Below are 18103 nucleotides of genomic sequence, written 5' to 3' on the forward strand. Positions count from 1 at the left end.
GATTTCATCATGAAAAGAGGATACACATGTCAGAAAAATCATCAGGCTACCAGCATCCCGCCGACCTGGCCTACGCCAGGCAACTCATCAGCCTTGCTCCAGCAGAAGCGCAAGGATTTCTTGCACTGAAGAATACAGCTGAACGCGAGGATGGCGCTATCCCCGCCAAATACCGCGAACTGATTTCCATTGCCGTCGCCCTGACCACACAGTGCGCCTATTGCTTGGACACGCATAATAAAAACGCCATCAAGGCTGGCGCCACCAAAGCAGAAATTGCCGAAGTTGTCTTCATTGCTGCCGCATTGCGCGCCGGGGCTGCGGTCGGGCATGGCCTGCTGGCCATGCGCCTGTTTGATGAGGTGGCGGGGCAGTAAGGAACCGTTTCAGCAGGGGCTGACCACGATGGCCGATCCCAGCGCATGCAGCATGGTCGTTATGACTGCGCTGCAGATGCGGGCCCTGTTAAAGGCAATATCACTCAGCATGGTCATGACCAGCAGCAGGTAGGCAAAGTAAGCCAGCCCAAGATAATCAGAAAACAGCAGGGTGTGCAACCAGTTTTGCTGGTACAGGTAAAACCAGGCGGTAATGGCCGCTGCCCCCAGTATCACCAGGCCAGGCATCAATGTCTGTATTGCTGCACGTTGCCGCGACCAGGTGATTGCCGCCGTCAGCATCAGGATCAGGGCATTTGCACCGGTGAAAATACGAAACTCGCGTGTCAATGAGCTGGCTGTTTCCAGGTATTTGTCGTGTATCAGGTTTTCCAGTTTCTCATTGAGACTGGCGAGTGTCACGCTGTGCAGCTCCATGCTTTTTGTGATGCTGCGTTCGATTTTTTGCCTGCATGGACAATCGAATTTCCCCATCTCGGCGGTGATGCGTGCAATCCTGGCGGGCAGGCCATCTTGCAGTTGTTTTTGCAGGCTGGCCAGTTCGGCCTGGTGCTGTGCAGTCATGCGACTGGCAAGCTGGATCAGTTTGCTGTTTTCCAGCTTGCGGATTTCTTCACCCGTGCGCTTTTCGATTTCAAGCCGCACAATCTCGCGTGCGCCATTCTCTACCAGGACGGGATCGATAAAAGACCAGGCAAAGAGGGTGGAAAAAAACAGGCTGCCAACAAGACTGATGGTGATGATGGTGTAGCGCAGCATGGTGTTTCCAGTTTTGTCTGCTGACATGATGGAAGTATTGCCCTGAAGTGTCGCCCGATTCAATCCTGCAGTACTTCAAAGATGTGAAATGCGCCGACGCCTGAACCGGAATCTGAAATCCCCAGCCTTTGTATATCCTGCATGGCCTGCTCTATCGTTGCATTGGCCAGATCATGGTCGGCAAACCACATTTCCAGGGACTGCGGGCCTGCTGGTGACAGGATGACGAAGCAACAGTTGCCAAATGCCGTATCGCTGGCAGGGACATGAAAAACCAGCATGCTGGCAGCATGCGCCATGGCAATTGGCGCACCTATCTGTACGGTGCCATGTGGGAATCCAGCTGCTGCAATGGCACTGGCCTCACTGGCAAATGTCCCGCGGTACAAGGCCGGGAAATAACGCAGGGCAGTGGCGGTGGTGTTGTCTTCTTCAACGATCATGGGAAAATGTGCGGACATATCGGTGCTCTTATCCATCTGGTCTGATGTATGGCAATGTCACAAATGTTACAAATGGTTTAAAAAGACAGTGTAAAACGAGTCGCCTCCCGGCGATAGACAGACCAAAGTATTGCTTACCCAGGGGAAAATATTTTCAATCAGGGTAACTGGAGTTATTTGTGGCTATTTTGTTTCCAACGGGGAAGATAATGATCAGGCATTTCAGTCATTGGCAAGCCCGGGCAGATTATCTGCCCCTGCAAACACGGATCAAGGTATTACCTCTGCCCAGGTGTCAGTTTGTACATGGCTAAGCAAAGGCAAAGTCGACGGCTGCCTGGCAGTGTATGGCTGTGGTATTGAATATCGGCAAGGCGACATCTTCTTGCCGGATCAGCAGGGGGATTTCGGTACAGCCGAGAATGATGCCCTGTGCTCCCTTGTCTGCCAGTGCCTGTATGTACTCCACAAAAAGCGCACGGCTTCTTTGGGTAAGTCGATTGTGTATCAGTTCGTTATAGATGATGTCGTGAATACTGTCTTGTGTGGCTGTATCCGGCGTCAGTGTAGCGATGCCTGCCGCACGCAACCTGTCATGGTAAAAGCTGCCAGCCATGGTTTGCCTGACGCCGAGCAGTCCCACTTTTTCAATACCGCTTGCCTTTACCTTGTCGACAGTCGCATCGACGATACTGACAAAAGGCATGGGCAGGCGCGGGTAAATGGCTGGTACAAACCGGTGTGCGCCATTGGCGCAAAACAGGAAGAAATCAGCACCGGCATCCTTGAGTTTGTGCACCTGGGTCACTAAAAAATTGCAGATGGCCAGCGGGTCACTTTCTGCCGCGCGTGAAGTGAAATCATACTGGTCCAGGCTGAGCAAAACGATGCGCGCACTATGGGCCAAACCCAGGCGCGCAGCCGTCAATTCATTGATGAGCCGGTAGTACTCGGCGCTGGAGGCCCAGCCTATGCCGCCGATCAAGCCTATGGTTTTTTTCTGCATGATTCACTGCTCCTGCTGATTCACTGATCCGCTGATCTTATATATCTGCCATTCAAACCTGCCATCTTACCGCTAATTGCAACGGCATGGATCGCACAGGAATATCTGATTAGCATGCCCGGCACTGCAGCATGATTTGCTTGCAGATAAATTTCTTGATTACACATAATATGAAGACACTATGCATCAACAAGAACTCATCGCACAATGACATCGCCAGAACCGCTTGCTCAAACAGGTATTGGTGCTGCCGGTATGACAGTCATGGTGCTGACCGCTGCTGCCAATTGTCGGCAAGACCCGAAGTAAGTCATCAGCCATCATCATGGCGGACCCCAGGGGGCGCGCACGCATCATGATGCTGGTGACGCCAGAGGGCCAGCCCATGTTGAATTTCCTCGATGAAAATGGCAAGATCATGCAAAGCTTCCCGCAGGTGGAAGCAGCCGCACCTGCAACCGGTAAGTAAGAGCCTGGCGGTGATTTGTCGTTGCCAGGACCGGCATGGGCTGGTTCCATGATGCTTTGGTGACGGGCCTGGGGCGGACACATGGTATGCTTGGGTTTTCTATATTTCTACTGTGGTCCGCAACATGAAACCAAGCGCTGTTGTTTATAAATTCATCGTCACCTGTGTGCTGAGCCTTGTCATGCAAAGCGTATTTGCCAAGCCTAATTTTCATACCTACAACGTGGTCCTGCTCCAGCCTGACAGCGTGATGCAGCAAAGAGTGCCTGACGTGGACATGCTGGCGACCTATATCAAGTCCATACAGAAAGCCATGAGTGTGACGATAGAACCCATACCGAGGATGGAAGTGGCGGGCGGCTTCATCGTTGTGGCGGTCAAACCGGGTAACAAATCGCAAGTCTGGCTGGACTTCAAGAGCGGTATCTCGCCACGCACGGCAAGCGTCATCAAGTCAGCGGTTGCCACGCTCAAGCCTGCAAATGTGACCGGCCTGATCGTCTTTGCATTGAAGGTTGGCCTCAATGGCGGGCCTGAACCAATACAGACCAGCCCGTCCCCGGACGAGTGGAAGGCCGCCGGTGAAAAAGCCGGTCACGCAATGGAAGTATCGTCCCTGGTTGAAAGCATCTGGCCGGACTGATCTCAGCTGGCCCATGCCAGGGCCGTCATCCGTCATTCAATAGGGCGGCCCTTTCAATTCCACCACATTGCCTTCCGGGTCGCTGATGTAGATGGACGGCCCTTCTCCTTCAGCGCCAAAACGGGATTCAGGTTCGCCTGCTTCGATACCATGGGCACGCAAGTGATTTTGTATGACGGCGATGTCAAACGGCTCGACCCGCAGACACAGGTGGTCCAGGTTGCGGCCTTCCTTGCCAGGTGCCGCCCCGCCCTGGCTGCCCAGTTTGCCGGTGACGGGGATCAGGTCTATCATGGAGCGGCCTGCCCGCAGCTGTATCAGGCCGATTTCGTCCTGCCGCCTTTCTATGCTGCAGCCCAATACCTCGCAGTAGAAATGCAGCATTTTTCCGGCATCGGCGATGCGCAATACCAGGTGGTCAATTTCACGGATTTTTATCATGGAATACCTTCAGGGACGGTGATGCCAGAGGCATCTATCTTAGTCCTGATCGGCAAAGTGTGCAGGTGAGTGCCGGCAGAACGAGACTTGTAAATATTGTCATGAAAAATAAACTGCTTCTGCAATTCGCCTGCGGGAGCAAAACAGGTTTACAATCCAGCCAAACCTGAGACTTCGCTTTTCCGGAATTTGCCTATGATTAATGTCTTCGTCCTGCACAATGGCCGCCTGAGCCAGATCAATGTCGAAAACCGCGCTGATCTTGAAAATACCCTGCCTATCTGGGTCGACCTGACTGATCCGAATGAAGAAGAGCGCGAATGGGTAAAGAGCATCTATGGCGTCACCTTGCCTGGTGAAGACGAAGTCAAGGATATCGAGGCATCTGCCCGTTATTACGAAGCCGATAATGGCGACCTGCATCTGCGTACTGATTTTCTGATTGATGACGATGATGAACCGGCGCGTACCGTGACAGTGGCGTTTATCCTGGCGCGCGACATCCTGTTTTCTGTCCACACCATCGATTTGCCAGTATTCCGCCTGGTGCGCATGCGTGCCCGTTCACGTCCGGGCTCCATCGCTGACTACAAGGACGTGCTGCTAGACCTGTATGCCACTGATGCTGAATACTCTGCCGATGCGCTAGAAGGTATTTACCAGAACCTCGAAGATGTCAGCCGCAGCGTGCTGCAAAAAGATTTCAGCGATCAGGATGCCGCCGCCGCCTTGAACTCTATCGCGCAAGAAGAAGACTTGAATGGCCGCATACGCCGCAACATGATGGACACTCGCCGCGCCGTCAGCTTTTTGATGCGCGGGCGTCTGTTGAATGCTGATCAGTTTGAAGAAGCGCGCCAGATTTTGCGCGACATCGAATCGCTGGATGGTCATACCTCGTTTTTGTTCGACAAGATCAACTTCCTGATGGATGCCACGGTTGGTTTCATCAACATCAACCAGAACAAGATCATCAAGATATTTTCCGTCGCCAGCGTGGCCTTCTTGCCACCTACCCTGATCGCCAGTATCTATGGCATGAACTTCAAGGGCTGGTTCCCCGAACTGGAATGGCAACTCGGTTACCCGTTTGCGCTGTTGCTGATGGTCGCTTCGGCGATTACGCCTTTCTGGTATTTCCGTCGCCGTGGATGGTTAAAATAATATGCCTGCAATCGCTCTTGGACATTACAACCTGCGCGGTGACCGCGCCACCCTGGACATGCTCAGGGATTTTTATATCGAATATGTAGGACTTGAACTGGGGCCGCGTCCCCTCAAAAGCTTTGGTTACTGGCTGTATGCCGGTGGTCGCGATGTCTTGCACCTGTCAGAAAACCGCCCCGGTGAAGTGCGTCAGCGCGAACTGAAAACCGGGTTTGATCACGTTGCTTTTACTTGTAAAGATTTACCTGCCATGCTGGAAAAGCTGCAGACAGCGGGCATTTCTTATCGCCATGCAGTGGTGCAAGCCTCTGCAGGCTTTGCCACCCAGCAGCAAGTATTTTTCAGTGACCCGGCGGGCAATGGCATAGAGCTCAATTTCAGCGAATAAGCCGGGGCGCTACTGGCCGCCTGTTGCTTGTCTGTCCATCCGCCTTATTCATCTGTTCCGCATTTGTGATAAATTTCTGGTTTGTTTTTTTACCGGGAGACCATCATGAACGCCAGTCCTGAGCACAACGGCTATCGTGCCGAACACCGCATTCCTGATGTCGCCACCTATTGCCAGATGCGTGTGAGTGCAGGTCTGAGCGCCAAGACGGCAGAAGCTGCAGCACGTGGCCTGCCGGCGAGCCTGTTTGCCGTGCAGATCATGCAAGGCGAAAAAACGGTGGGCATGGGGCGCGTCATCGGTGATGGTGGTACGGCTTACCAGGTGGTCGATATTGCCGTTCTACCCCAGCATCAAGGCAAGGGCCTTGGCAAGATGATCATGCATGAAATCACGCACTACCTGCAACAGCAGGCACCTGCATCAGCCTATGTCAGCCTGATGGCTGACGGGCAAGCGCAAGACCTGTATGCGCAATTCGGCTTCAAACATACTGCGCCTGCTTCGGTCGGCATGGCCTATAAAGTCTGAACACAATATATGGATAAGCAAATGGACCAATTCCTGGCAAGCACCACTTACATCAACTGGCAGCACCCCGCAGTGCTGGCGCAGGCACTGCAACTGGCTGCCGGCAAAAGCAGTGCGCAGGACATCGCACAGGCCTGCTTTGAATTTGTGCGTGACCAGATTCACCATAGCTGGGACTACCGGCAAAACCCGGTGACCTGTATCGCTTCTGATGTGCTGGCACATGGTACCGGTTATTGCTATGCCAAAAGCCATTTGCTGGCAGCTTTGCTGCGTGCAAATGGCATACCGGCAGGCCTGTGTTATCAGCGCCTGACCATAGGCAGCGAGCCGCCATTCTGCCTGCATGGCTTGAATGCCGTTTACCTGCCGGAACATGGTTGGTATCGCATTGATGCCCGCGGCAACAAACCCGGCGTGCAGGCAGAGTTTTGTCCACCACATGAACAACTGGCATTCGCGATGACAACACCCGGCGAGCAGGATTTTGCCGGCATCTGGGCCGAGCCGCATGCAGTGGTTCTGGCAGCATTGATGACCCAGCCTACCGTAGAGGCGGTGATGGAAAACCTGCCGGACGGCGACCTGTCGGCTGAGCTGACACCGGCGATGGTCCCACATCTGTCAGCCTGATACCTGTTTTGCTCATCTTGCATTGACAGTTGAGCAAGGTAGGAGACATGGCCCTGGCGCGGTAGAATAAGAGCCTGAACCACATTTTTTTGCCGATCTGCCATGGCCCGCCTGCAATTACACTTCCCTGAAGACCAGTATTATTACTCTACCCAGCTGACGGTACGCGTGACCGACATCAACGGCGCCAATCACCTGGGTAATGATTCCATGATCTCAATGATTTCAGAAGCCAGGGCGCGTTTCCTGTATGAGTTTGGCATACGCGAAACCGCTGCCGGTGGCAGCGGCATCATCGTCACTGACCTGGCGACCACCTATAAGGCAGAAGCCCATGCGCGTGATCAGCTCCTGTTTGAAGTCGGGGTGATGGACTTCAACAAATATGGCGGCGACATTACGTTTCGCATTACCCGCCCGGCTGACCAGGCATTGATCGCCATGGCCAAGTCGGGTTTCGTGTTTTTTGATTACCGTGCAGGCAGGGTGGTGCAAATGCCTGAGGATTTTCGCGACAAGTTCGGGCGTGTGAATTTTCTGGAATAGCCTTTGAGCCAGACTGTTGTAAATTCAATAGCCGGGCTCTTGGCTGCCTTAGCTGCCGAACTTGTAGTTGACCTCCAGCCAGCCCTGGCGGCCCAGCGGCGAGTAGGAACCAACCGGGTAATTCGGCCAGCCGCCTGTGTAATCATATTTGATCTTGTTGAAGACATTGTTGACGATCAGCGATACCGTCAGGTTCTTGCTGGCCTGGTAGACCGTGCTCCAGTTGGCGATGGCTGTCGACGACAGGTAGAACTGGCCTGACCCATTCGGTATCTTGCCGTAGCGCGTTACGGTCAGGGTATTCGACCAGTCCCCCCTGTTCCAGTTGACAGTCGTGATCAGCTTGTCGCGCCAGTCGCTGTTACCCAGGTCCGCCAGGTCATCATACAGGGCATCGCCTTCAAACTGCTTGGATTTCTTGCTCAATACTTTGCTGTAATTGGCCTTGAAAGTGAAGCTGCCTGCATGGTCGGTCTTCAGCAGATACTTGCCACTGATATCGATACCACTGGTTGCCTGGTAGGCAGCGTTGATGGGATTAACCCAGATTTCCTGTATCTCGCCGGCGTGGCTCAGCGCATCCTGAGGGTAACGCTTGATGCGGTTGATGGTATCGGCACACAGGCTGGAATTGATATCGCGTTTGCCGGTACGACAATCGGCTTCATCACGCAAGAGCTGGTCAGCGCTGAGGTTGACGACCATGTCGCTGATCTTGATATTCCAGTAATCGAGCGAGACATCAAATTCCTTACTTGGCGACCAGACTATGCCCAGGCCGAAAGATTTGCCTTTTTCCGACTTCAGGTCAGGGCTGCCAAACTGTACATAGTTGGCGCCGGGTGAATAATTGGCGTAGTCGCAATCCTTGAGTTCCTGTCCCTGCGATTTGCAGCGATAGTAATCTGTCGTGCTGGAATAATAGCCGGTGCCACGGGCCTTGAAGATGTAATTCATGTCCGGCGCACGAAAGCTGGTCGCATAATTGGCGCGCAACAGCAGGTCTTGCGTGGGGCGGATTTCCAGGCCGCCGTTATAGGTGAGCTTGCCATCCTTGCGGCCGGCAAAGTGATAATCGTCATAGCGTCCGGCCAGGCTGGCGGTGACTTCTTTCAGAACTGGTACATAGATTTCTGCCCCCAGCGCATAGCGCTGGCGCGAGCCATGCACGTCATCGGACTTTGTCGTGGTATTGAATACACCCTGGTTGATGCGGGGGGCAGGCAGGTTGTCAAAACTCTGGCGACCTATTTCGGCAACGCCTGCCGTCTTGACGGCCCCGGCTGGCAGCTTCCACAATTCGGTATTGACGGCCAGGCTCAGGGTCTGGGTGCGTGAGCTGTCGGCACTACGTGAGGCAGCAGTGATCTGCCTGAATTCATCGAGTGTCAGCCGTCTGGTCAAGCGGTTCTGGTCGGGGGCATAGATGGCGATGCCCGCTTTGTCCAGTCCCAGTTTGGGACCAAGGAAAAATTCATCAATGTTCGCCAGCGTGCGCGGCACCACGTTTTCGCTACGATAGGCTGATGCGCTGTAAGCGGCCTCATAGTTCCAGCTACTACCCGGTATCACACCCTTGATGCCGATATTGATACCTGCCGAGGTATCGTCCCAGCGCCGGTTGAAACTGTTGACGCCATTGATCTCTTCCGGCGCAAATACCTTGTTCCAGACTTCATAGGCATTGCTGTTCCTGTTGAAGAAATAGCTTTGATTGGTCGACGATGATGTCCAGCTTGGCGAGCGGGTATCATTCTCTGTTCTGTTCTTGCCCAGCAGGATGTCGGCGAACAGGGTGGTGTCGGCATTGAGGTCCAGATTGCTGCTGGAGAACAGGTTAAGGCTCTGGTTTTTGGTCTGCACGCTCCAGTGCATGGGGCTTAAGCGCGGGCTGGCGCAATAACTGCCCTTGGCGACCTTGTAGCTGATCTGTGTGCCTTCAAAGAAATCACTTGTCTGGCTACAGGTATCGCCAAGATCAAGATAACGGCCGCTCTTGACGTCTTTGCGGTAGAGCGTGGCGCTTGGCGTTGCGCGTGTCGCCATGAAATCACGCTGGGTGGCGCGCAACGGTTCACGTTCACTGTATTCCAGACTGAACAGGCTGCGCAACTGATCGACATTGGCCGTGCCGGAAAACTGTACACGCTTGTTGCTGCCGCCACCACGGTCGGTATCACCGATCTTGACGTTGAGGTTATAGCCCTGGGTCTGCTTCTTGAGGATGATGTTGACCACACCGGCGATCGCATCCGAGCCATAAATCGCTGAAGCGCCGCCATTCAGAATCTCTATGCGTTCAACAATATTGGAAGGGATGTTGGCCAGGTTGGTAAAATTGACGGTACCCTCATAGGCAATCGGGAAATCAGCCATGCGCCTGCCATCGAGCAGGATCAGGGTATGATTGGGTCCAAGGCCACGCAGGCTGATGGTGTTTGCTGAAGGGGTAAAGGTATTGCCGAAGTCTTCGCCCTGGGTAAAGCCGGAATTTTGCACGGCATTGTTCAAGGCATCATAGACATTCTTGTAGCCCTGTCTGGTGATTTCTTCACCGGTAATGATGGTGACCGCAGTCGGTCCTTCCAGACTGGCGCGTGGTATGCGCGAGCCGGTGATGACGACAGCTTCTTCTTTTTGCTCAGTTGTATTGGCAAGGGTGGACTGGCTGTAAAAGAGTGCCGAAAAACAGACAGGTATGCAGGCAGCCAGGGGCTTTAATTGATATGGTGTATTGCGCATGAGTCTTCTCATTGGTAGGGGAAGACCGGAAAATATCAAGAATATATTTATAGGGAAACGAATATATCCGTATATGGAAATTCATACAGGCACTGGTATCTGCAACACATCAGGCATATAAATTCAAGTTCCTCCATGGAAAGATAAGACGTATAGCCAGAAGTGGTATGCAGCCTGGCTTCCTCGTTAAAAACACATGCGTTTAGCGATTATCATTATACTCAACGTCAGTTTGCTGATGACCTCGCTGTGCGGTCTGCCTGCGCAGCAGGCCCATGCCGCGCCGGTCGAGACCATCACCTTGATCGGTGAAGACAACTGGTATCCCTACTCTGCGGTCAAGGACGGCCAGAATCGCGGCTTTGCCGTGGACGTGATACGGGCGGCCTATGCCGCTGTGGGCGTCCAGGTCAGATTTATCGCCACACCGTATTCACGCTGCCTGATGCTGGTCAAAAGCGGGCAGGAGCTGGGCTGTTTTGACAGCCTCAAGGATGCCGTATTGGAGCCTGACTTTCTATTCCACAAAGAACCGGTCTTCCGTGCCAGCATAGGCATCTATGCCAGAAAAGGCAGCGACCTTGCCAAAGCCAGGAATCTGCGCAGCCAGGACCTGCACAGACATGTGATAGGGGTGACCCATGGCTATACCTATGGCTCTGCATTTGAAAATGACAGTCGCATCGTGCGTGAAACTGCCCCGACCGATCTGTCCAACCTGCGCAAGCTGATGCTCGGACGCTCTGATTATTCCCTGATCTACACCCGTGTTGTCGATTACCTGCAAGGCATGCATGCAGATGAATTCAAAGGAAAAATCGACAAGGTGGGCACGCTGATGGAAGACAATCTCTACGTCAGTTTTTCCAAACGCATGCCAGAAGCAGTACGCTATGCCGATGCCCTGGACCAGGGTTTGCGCACCATACGAGCGAACGGTGTGTACGCGGCGATAGAAAAGAAATGGGCCAATCCTGAGCCTTGAGATATATTTTGATTTCCGCTTCCACTGTTGCAGCCCGCTGATGGCAGCATTTAATGCAGCAGCGCGAAAGTATTAAAGGTTCTTTCCAATTGTTCTCCATTGCTGACCCAGAATTTATCGTCAATGTTGAACGATGTCTGTATGTTGTCAGGGTGCGTGGGCAAATTCCGGAAAGCGTCCGTAGAGAAAGATTTCATGACATCCAGGCGGGGTACGCCGTACGGAATCAGTTGCGGCAAACGGCTCTGTACCTCAGGCTTGTTGATGTAACTGAGAAATCGTTTGGATGTATCCTGGTTTTGGCCGTCCTTCATGATCACATACCAGTCCATCATGGCCAGGTTATGGTTCCACTGGATGCGCAGGTTACTCGCTCCGTCACTTTGTGCCGCGCTGATTCGACCATTGTAGGACGCCGCCATGACGATACTGCCTTTGGTGAAAAGCTCCACAGGTTTTGAGCCGGCTTCCCACCAGATGATATCAGGCCTGATCTGATCAAGTTTGCGGAAAGCTCTTGCCTGACCGGCGGGAGTTGCAAGCATCACATAGACATCTTCAGGTTTCACGCCGTCAGCCAGCAGGGCGATTTCTAGTGTGGTCTTGGCGGTTTTTCGCAGGGCGCGCTTGCCAGGGAATTTTTTCAGGTCAAAGAAATCTGACCAGGATTTGGGATCAGCTTTAACTCTGGATTTATCGTAAGCGAGAACGATGCTGTAAAAAATCGCGCCCACTCCGTCATCGGCAACGGAGCGGGTTGGGTATTGGTCCTTGCCACCCAGGCTGCTCCAGTCGATTTTCTGGAACAATCCGGCACGCGAGCCGAGGATGAAATCTTCCCCTTCCACTTGCACCACATCCCAGTCACGCATGCCCAGGTAGGAGCGTGTCGTCAGCTTGCCGATGCCGCCATCCCATTCCTTATTTCTCACTTTTTCAGAGACAATTCTGGAGAAGGGGGCAATGAATGCTTCTCTTTGTGCATTCTGCAAGGCGCCGCCAAAAGACACAAATGTGAAGTCGGAACCATAAGCAGACAGTGACGAGCATACCAGTAGTGAAGCAAAGAGATAGACACCCATGTGTCGTGTTAAGGTTTTCAATCCATACTCCTGTTTGTTCGCCTTGATACAAGAAAACTGGTGAAAAATTCATCCTTGCAATCCGTCGTCTTCGTGTATCTAAAATGATTGATTTGGGCGCATTTCATACCAAAATGGTTTGTTTTTTCTCAGTAGCCCGATAAAATGGTATTACGGTTTATGCCGTTTTCTTATAGCCACTTTGAGATATCTGATAGGTCCACTTTGCGCCTTGCCACACTTCCTGATTTTCTCTTGCAGCGCATAGATCGTGACCTGACCGTACCGGTGAACAGGCAGATCTACCAGGTTGTGCGAGAAGCAATCCTGTCACAGGTTTTACCAGTAGGGATGAAATTGCCGTCCTCACGTGACCTGGCGAATGAGTTGAACATGTCGCGCAATACGGTCATGCATGCCTATGAGCAGTTGATTGCCGAAGGCTATCTTGAGACACGATCAGGTTCCGGTACATTCATCGCCGACACCGTGCCTGACCAGATTGCCAATGCTGCCAAAAACTCCCCGGTATCAAGCAGCGGCAAAGAAAAAAGCATGCTGTCCGAACGGGGTGCAAAACTGATCAGGCATGCGGGAGTCTGTGAATTGCAGTGGGGGGCTTTCATGCCCGGTGTGCCTGATGTCACCATGTTTCCGAACAAGATCTGGGCGCGGCTGCAAAACAAGGTTTGGCGGCGGTCACGTGCTCATTTGCTCACTTACGATAACGGCGGCGGTTATATGCCGCTGCGCGAAGCAATTGCAGAATACCTGAGAGCAGCGCGTTCAGTGAATTGCACTGCCGAGCAGGTCATGATTACCACGGGCATACATCAATCCATAGACCTTGTTGCCAAATTGCTTGGCGAAAACGGTAACAAGGCCTGGGTGGAAAATCCCTGCTACTGGGGCACCCGCAGTGTGCTGCAGTCGCAAGGCATCGAGCCTGTCCCAATCCAGGTAGATCAGGAAGGGATGCAGTTACTGGCCCCCGATCTGCGCAATCCACCCCGCTTTATTTTTGTAACGCCGTCGCATCAATATCCGCTCGGCGTCGTCATGAGCCTGTCGCGCCGTCGCATGTTGCTTGAATATGCGGCGGCAAACGATGCATGGATTATTGAAGATGATTACGACAGCGAATTTCGCTATGGCAGCAGGCCCCTGGCTTCTTTGCAGGGGATGGATACACATGACCGTGTGCTGTATATGGGAACATTCAGCAAGACCATGTTTCCCGGGTTGCGCATCGGCTTTCTCGTGGTTCCAGAAGGCTTAAGCAAGGCATTTGCAACCGGTCTGTCCGAACTTTACAGAGGGGGCCAAATATCTACCCAGGCGGTGTTGACGGATTTTATCAAAGAGGGATATTTCACCTCTTACATCCGGCGCATGCGGGTAGTATATGCTGAACGCCTCCGTCTCCTGACTGAGGCCATCAAGGGGAATTTTGGTGACGCCATCATCATTACCGGCAGTGATGCCGGGCTGCACCTGGCACTGAAATTGCCGGATGGCTGCGAGGATTATCTGATCAGTGAACAGGCAATGAAGGCCGGCATTATTGCACGGCCACTGTCACGGTATTACATGAACCCGGAAACTGCCGTGCATGGATTGTTGCTGGGATATGGCTGTGTGCCGGATGAAGAGATAGGTCCCGCTTTTGACAAGCTGGCAAAAATCATCAAAGCCAGTATACGTAAAAATATATGATTCGTACAGAAATCCGGCTCATAAAAATTGATCAGGTTTTTATGAGCTTCCGGATTGTTCTACTGTCTTTCAGATACCGCCCATGCACACGTATTTCATGGCAAGATAATCTTCCATGCCATATTTTGAACCTTCGCGCCCCAGACCTGACTGTTTGATACCGCCGAAAGGAATCACCTCGCTGGAAATGATACCCGTATTGACGCCGACCATGCCGGTTTCAAGAGATTCTGCAATTCTCCAGATGCGGCCAACATCACGCGCATAAAAATAGCCGGCAAGACCAAACTCGGTATCGTTGGCCAGGGCCAGCACTTCTTCGTCTGACTTGAAACGGAACAAGGGTGCGACCGGGCCAAAAATTTCTTCCCTGGAAAAACGCATGTCGGCGGTGGCATCAGCAATTACGGTGGGTTCAAAAAAACTGTGACCCAGGCTGTGGCGTTTGCCACCTGTCAGAACGCGCCCGCCTTTGGCTATGGCGTCTGCTATATGCAACTCAACTTTCTGGACAGCCTTTTCATTAATCAGCGGCCCTTGTGTCACGCCTGCTTCAAGGCCGTTGCCGACCTTGAGTTTCTTGACGGCGGCCACCAGTTTTTCCGCAAATGCATCGTATACCTCATCGTGCACATAAAAGCGGTTTGCGCAAACGCAGGTTTGGCCGGTATTCCTGAATTTCGCGAGCATGGCGCCTTCAACGGCAGCATCAAGGTCTGCATCATCGAATATGATGAATGGTGCATTGCCACCGAGTTCAAGAGACAGTTTCTTGATGGTTGGCGCGCATTGTTCCATCAGCATGCGACCGACCTCGGTCGATCCGGTAAAGGTCAATTTTCGTACAGTCGGATTACTGCTCATTTCTGTACCGATGGCGCGGGGCGAGCCAGTGACTACACTGAAAACACCTGCCGGAATACCTGCCCGTTCAGCCAGTACTGCCAGTGCAAATGCAGAATGAGGGGTTGCTTCAGCAGGCTTGACGACTATGGTGCACCCGGCAGCCAGTGCCGGGGCCACTTTACGCGTGATCATCGCTGCCGGGAAGTTCCATGGTGTGATGGCTGCACATACCCCGATGGGCTGTTTCAACACAAGCAGGCGGCGGTCGATCCAGGGGGATGTCAGTGTATCACCGCTGACGCGTTTCGCTTCTTCGGCAAACCACTCTATATACGATGCGGCATAGGCGATTTCACCTTTCGCTTCTTCAAAGGCTCTTCCCTGTTCACTGGTCATGATGAGAGCCAGGTCTTCGATATTGGCCAGCAATAAGTCATGCCATTTCCTGAGAAGATTGCTGCGCTCCTTTGCTGTCTTCTTGCGCCAGGCAGGCCATGCTCTGTCTGCACTGGCGATTGCCTGTTTTGTCTCACTGGCGCCCATGTTGGGGACAGAACCTATCTGTTCACCGGTCGCCGGATTGATAACACTGAAGGTCGTACCATCTTCTGCATCACACCATAATCCATTGATGTAGGCCTGCTTACGTAGCAATGACGGGTCTTTCAAGTTCAACATAAATTTATCCCTGTGCGGTTATATTTTGGCGGCAGCCTTGTTACGGCCACGCAGCCATTCAAGAAAAAGCAGCAAAGTGGTCGAAAAAACGATCAGGATAGTTGCCAGCGCTGCGATGGTTGGCGTGATGTTTTCCCGGATGCCAGCGAACATTTGCCGTGGCAAAGTGGACTGTCCGGGGCCTGCGATAAACAAGGTAACCACGACTTCATCGAACGAGGTTGCAAATGCAAACAGCGCTCCTGATATGACACCGGGGGCAATGACTGGCAGCGTGATCCGGAAAAAAGTGCGCAGGGGACTGGCCCCCAGACTCAGGCTGGCGCGTACCAGGTTGTGATTGAAGCCCTGCAAGGTGGCCGATACTGTTGTCACGACAAATGGTGAACCGAGAGCGGCATGGACGAGAATCAGGCCGATGTAGGTTTCTGACAGACCTATCCGGGCAAAAAAGAAATACACACCGACGCCAACCACGACCACCGGGACGATCATTGGTGAAATAAGTATGGCCATCAACAGATTTTTGCCGGCAAAATCTGCCTTATTCAAACCAATTGCCGCCAGGGTGCCGAACAGGGTAGCCAATATTGTGGCGACCGGCGCGATGATGAAACTGTTCTTTGCTGCACGCGCCCACTCTTCAGAATGAAACAGGTTTTCGTACCAGCGCAGGGACAAGCCAGGCATGGGATAAGAAAGAAAAGAGCTGTCGCTGAACGACAGTGGAATGATCACCAGTATGGGTAATACCAAAAATATCAAAATCAGCACATTGATACTGCGCAGTATGAAAAACCAGAGACGCTCCGCCACGGACTGGTGAGGGGCAAATACGGGAATAGATAGTTTCATGATTTACCCCATGCTCACGTCAATTTTGGCGAAACGCCGGTAAACACTGTAGAGCACCAGGGTTGCTGCAAAGAGTAGCGCCCCCAGCGCGCAGGCCATGCCCCAGTTGATCGTGTCGTTGATCATGTGGGCGATGTAGTAACTGATCATTTGTTCGTTGGAACCGCCAAGCAGGGCAGGTGTGATGTAGTAACCCAGGGCGAGGATGAATACCAGCAAGGTTCCGGCGCCTACGCCAGGATAGGTCTGTGGAACATACACGCGCCAGAAAGCCGCAAACGGGTTACTACCCAGCGACACGGCGGCACGCACATAAGTCGGAGGGATAGATTTCATCACGCTGTATAGCGGTAATATCATGAAGGGCAGCATGATATGCGTCATCGATATGTAGACGCCTGCACGGTTGAAAAGCAGCTCCAGAGGGGCTTCGGTCAGGTGCAAGGCGAGCAGGGTTTTATTCACCAGGCCTTCAGATTGCAACAGGACTATCCATGCTGCGATACGTACCAGGATCGATGTCCAGAAAGGAATCAGCACCAGGATCATGACCAGGTTGGCGCGCCGTTCTGGCAAGGTTGAAATCCAGTATGCCAGCGGATAGCCGCCAAGAAGGCAGCACAGCGTCACCACCAGGCTGATATGAAAAGTCCGTTCGAAGATTCTCCTGAATGCCGAGACAGCTTCATCTTTGACAGAAACGTCGCCAAAGGCGTCCTGCTTCAAGTCAAGCGCGCTTAACAGATAGAAGGGCGAGTATGGTCCGCTATTCTTTGCGATGGCTTGCCAGTACTCTACATTTCCCCAGCGTGCATCAATATCCAGCAATACCTGCCTGGCTTCTGCTCCTGACATGGGTTTGGCATCTTTATCCTGTAACGGCACCGATCGCGCCGTCTTGATGAAAATCGAGCGGGCGCCAGGAATCTCATAGTTAATGCGGCGGCCAAGTGAACCGGCAGTACCATTTGCGTTGGCAGTTGCGAGATCGGTCGCCAGTGCAGCATAGGCATCATCGCCGGGTATAGTTTTCCTGTCCCAGTTTTTTAATACTTCCACCGTCTTTGGCAGTGTTGAGATCACTTCCTGATTTTCCACAGACCGCGGAAACAATGCTGCAATCGGCACGACGAAAGTGATCAGCAAAAAAATGGCCAGAGGGGCGATCAGGGCCAGGGCGGTCAGGCGCTTGCGCCGGTGTGCTGCACGCAATTCACGCTTCAACTGACCCGGTGCGTGTGTACCCGGGATGATGTCACTCACATTGTTTAATACAGAAGAATTCATTTTATTTATCCGTGATCCCTGTCTCTATGGGGAGCTTTGCGGCATGTCATCCAAGGCTGGAAAACCCGACAAGCTTTTGATGCCTGCTATCAAGTCAAATGTGCCGTTTGATTTCGATTTCCACAAAACTGATTTCGTGCGGGCTCATATTGACCACATTATGTTCGACGCCCATATTTTTGAAATAGGCCTGTCCGGTGTGCAACCGGGCTGTTTCCGGGCCGCGATGTGTCTCAAGCAGAAGTTCACCATTTTTCTGTGGCACGACAATGTAGTCGCACTGATGATGGTGCCAGCCTGTTTCTGCACCCGGGGCAAAACACCATTCTGTTACTGTGACATGATCATTTGAAATCTGGACTGTGGGAACGGCCAGTTCCCGGCGCAATTGACTACTCATTCAATCTTCCCCAAAAAATTCGGTAACGGCAGATGCTGCCACTAGTGGACTGTAACAGTGAAAAGCGAAGTGCCTGCCATGTGCGCGA

The 18103-nt window shown here is 52.7% G+C and carries 20 protein-coding genes; 10 read left to right on the forward strand and 10 right to left on the reverse strand.

Annotated elements, in window-relative coordinates:
- Positions 1-26 precede the first annotated feature (26 nt).
- Positions 27-377, forward strand: a complete 351-nt coding sequence (locus tag LZ463_RS14630; protein ID WP_241456561.1) for a carboxymuconolactone decarboxylase family protein — start codon at positions 27-29, stop codon at positions 375-377.
- 9 nt (positions 378-386) lie between these two features.
- Here LZ463_RS14630 and LZ463_RS14635 read toward each other — a convergent pair whose 3' ends face one another.
- From LZ463_RS14635 to LZ463_RS14645, 3 genes are all read right to left on the reverse strand, one after another.
- On the reverse strand, positions 387-1184 hold the full coding sequence (locus LZ463_RS14635) for a hypothetical protein (RefSeq protein ID WP_241456562.1): 798 nt from the start codon (positions 1182-1184) through the stop codon (positions 387-389).
- A 32-nt stretch (positions 1185-1216) separates the two neighbouring features.
- The gene (locus tag LZ463_RS14640; RefSeq protein WP_241456563.1) at positions 1217-1636 is read right to left on the reverse strand and encodes a hypothetical protein; all 420 of its coding nucleotides are present in this window, start codon (positions 1634-1636) and stop codon (positions 1217-1219) included.
- Between the two features lie 274 nt (positions 1637-1910).
- Positions 1911-2606, reverse strand: a complete 696-nt coding sequence (locus LZ463_RS14645; RefSeq protein WP_241456564.1) for an aspartate/glutamate racemase family protein — start codon at positions 2604-2606, stop codon at positions 1911-1913.
- A 325-nt stretch (positions 2607-2931) separates the two neighbouring features.
- Between LZ463_RS14645 and LZ463_RS14650 the strand changes: the two genes are divergently transcribed.
- Together LZ463_RS14650 and LZ463_RS14655 are read left to right on the forward strand one after the other, a co-directional pair.
- Positions 2932-3075 (forward strand): hypothetical protein, encoded by a 144-nt coding sequence (locus LZ463_RS14650; protein WP_241456565.1) that lies wholly within the window; start codon positions 2932-2934, stop codon positions 3073-3075.
- Between the two features lie 124 nt (positions 3076-3199).
- Positions 3200-3718, forward strand: a complete 519-nt coding sequence (locus tag LZ463_RS14655) for a hypothetical protein (RefSeq protein WP_241456566.1) — start codon at positions 3200-3202, stop codon at positions 3716-3718.
- Positions 3719-3754: 36 nt separating this feature from the next.
- Here the strand turns inward: LZ463_RS14655 and LZ463_RS14660 are convergent, their stop codons facing one another.
- Positions 3755-4159, reverse strand: coding sequence for a VOC family protein (locus LZ463_RS14660; protein WP_241456567.1), 405 nt, complete (start codon positions 4157-4159; stop codon positions 3755-3757).
- Between the two features lie 195 nt (positions 4160-4354).
- Between LZ463_RS14660 and corA the strand changes: the two genes are divergently transcribed.
- The 5 genes from corA (at position 4355) to LZ463_RS14685 (ending at position 7424) form a co-directional block, all read left to right on the forward strand.
- Positions 4355-5323 (forward strand): magnesium/cobalt transporter CorA, encoded by a 969-nt coding sequence (gene corA, locus LZ463_RS14665; protein WP_241456568.1) that lies wholly within the window; start codon positions 4355-4357, stop codon positions 5321-5323.
- A gap of 1 nt (position 5324) precedes the next feature.
- Entirely contained in the window at positions 5325-5714 is a 390-nt protein-coding gene (locus LZ463_RS14670) for a VOC family protein (RefSeq protein ID WP_241456569.1), read from the forward strand.
- Positions 5715-5819: 105 nt separating this feature from the next.
- Complete coding sequence (locus LZ463_RS14675) at positions 5820-6245, forward strand: GNAT family N-acetyltransferase (RefSeq protein ID WP_241456570.1); 426 nt, start codon at positions 5820-5822, stop codon at positions 6243-6245.
- Between the two features lie 21 nt (positions 6246-6266).
- The gene (locus LZ463_RS14680) at positions 6267-6878 is read left to right on the forward strand and encodes a transglutaminase-like domain-containing protein (RefSeq protein ID WP_241456571.1); all 612 of its coding nucleotides are present in this window, start codon (positions 6267-6269) and stop codon (positions 6876-6878) included.
- A 102-nt stretch (positions 6879-6980) separates the two neighbouring features.
- Entirely contained in the window at positions 6981-7424 is a 444-nt protein-coding gene (locus tag LZ463_RS14685; RefSeq protein WP_241456572.1) for a thioesterase family protein, read from the forward strand.
- A 48-nt stretch (positions 7425-7472) separates the two neighbouring features.
- On the opposite strand, the gene LZ463_RS14690 is transcribed toward LZ463_RS14685, so the two are convergent.
- Positions 7473-10166: a TonB-dependent receptor domain-containing protein gene (locus LZ463_RS14690; protein WP_241456573.1), complete on the reverse strand. Its 2694-nt coding sequence runs from the start codon at positions 10164-10166 to the stop codon at positions 7473-7475.
- Positions 10167-10362: 196 nt separating this feature from the next.
- Here LZ463_RS14690 and LZ463_RS14695 point away from each other — a divergent pair, with 196 nt between their 5' ends.
- Positions 10363-11151, forward strand: a complete 789-nt coding sequence (locus LZ463_RS14695; RefSeq protein WP_241456574.1) for a substrate-binding periplasmic protein — start codon at positions 10363-10365, stop codon at positions 11149-11151.
- A 50-nt stretch (positions 11152-11201) separates the two neighbouring features.
- Here LZ463_RS14695 and LZ463_RS14700 read toward each other — a convergent pair whose 3' ends face one another.
- Positions 11202-12254: an ABC transporter substrate-binding protein gene (locus LZ463_RS14700; RefSeq protein ID WP_241456575.1), complete on the reverse strand. Its 1053-nt coding sequence runs from the start codon at positions 12252-12254 to the stop codon at positions 11202-11204.
- Between the two features lie 204 nt (positions 12255-12458).
- On the opposite strand from LZ463_RS14700, the gene pdxR reads away from it, so the two are divergent.
- Positions 12459-13949 (forward strand): MocR-like pyridoxine biosynthesis transcription factor PdxR, encoded by a 1491-nt coding sequence (pdxR, locus tag LZ463_RS14705; protein WP_489686120.1) that lies wholly within the window; start codon positions 12459-12461, stop codon positions 13947-13949.
- Between the two features lie 69 nt (positions 13950-14018).
- Here the strand turns inward: pdxR and LZ463_RS14710 are convergent, their stop codons facing one another.
- From LZ463_RS14710 to LZ463_RS14725, 4 genes are all read right to left on the reverse strand, one after another.
- Positions 14019-15473 (reverse strand): NAD-dependent succinate-semialdehyde dehydrogenase, encoded by a 1455-nt coding sequence (locus LZ463_RS14710; RefSeq protein ID WP_241456577.1) that lies wholly within the window; start codon positions 15471-15473, stop codon positions 14019-14021.
- A gap of 18 nt (positions 15474-15491) precedes the next feature.
- Complete coding sequence (locus LZ463_RS14715; RefSeq protein ID WP_241456578.1) at positions 15492-16328, reverse strand: ABC transporter permease; 837 nt, start codon at positions 16326-16328, stop codon at positions 15492-15494.
- Between the two features lie 3 nt (positions 16329-16331).
- Positions 16332-17615, reverse strand: coding sequence for an ABC transporter permease (locus tag LZ463_RS14720; RefSeq protein ID WP_241456579.1), 1284 nt, complete (start codon positions 17613-17615; stop codon positions 16332-16334).
- A 94-nt stretch (positions 17616-17709) separates the two neighbouring features.
- Entirely contained in the window at positions 17710-18015 is a 306-nt protein-coding gene (locus tag LZ463_RS14725; RefSeq protein WP_241456580.1) for a cupin domain-containing protein, read from the reverse strand.
- Positions 18016-18103: the final 88 nt, after the last annotated feature.

The organism is Undibacterium paludis (assembly GCF_022568815.1).
Taxonomy (GTDB): domain Bacteria; phylum Pseudomonadota; class Gammaproteobacteria; order Burkholderiales; family Burkholderiaceae_D; genus Undibacterium.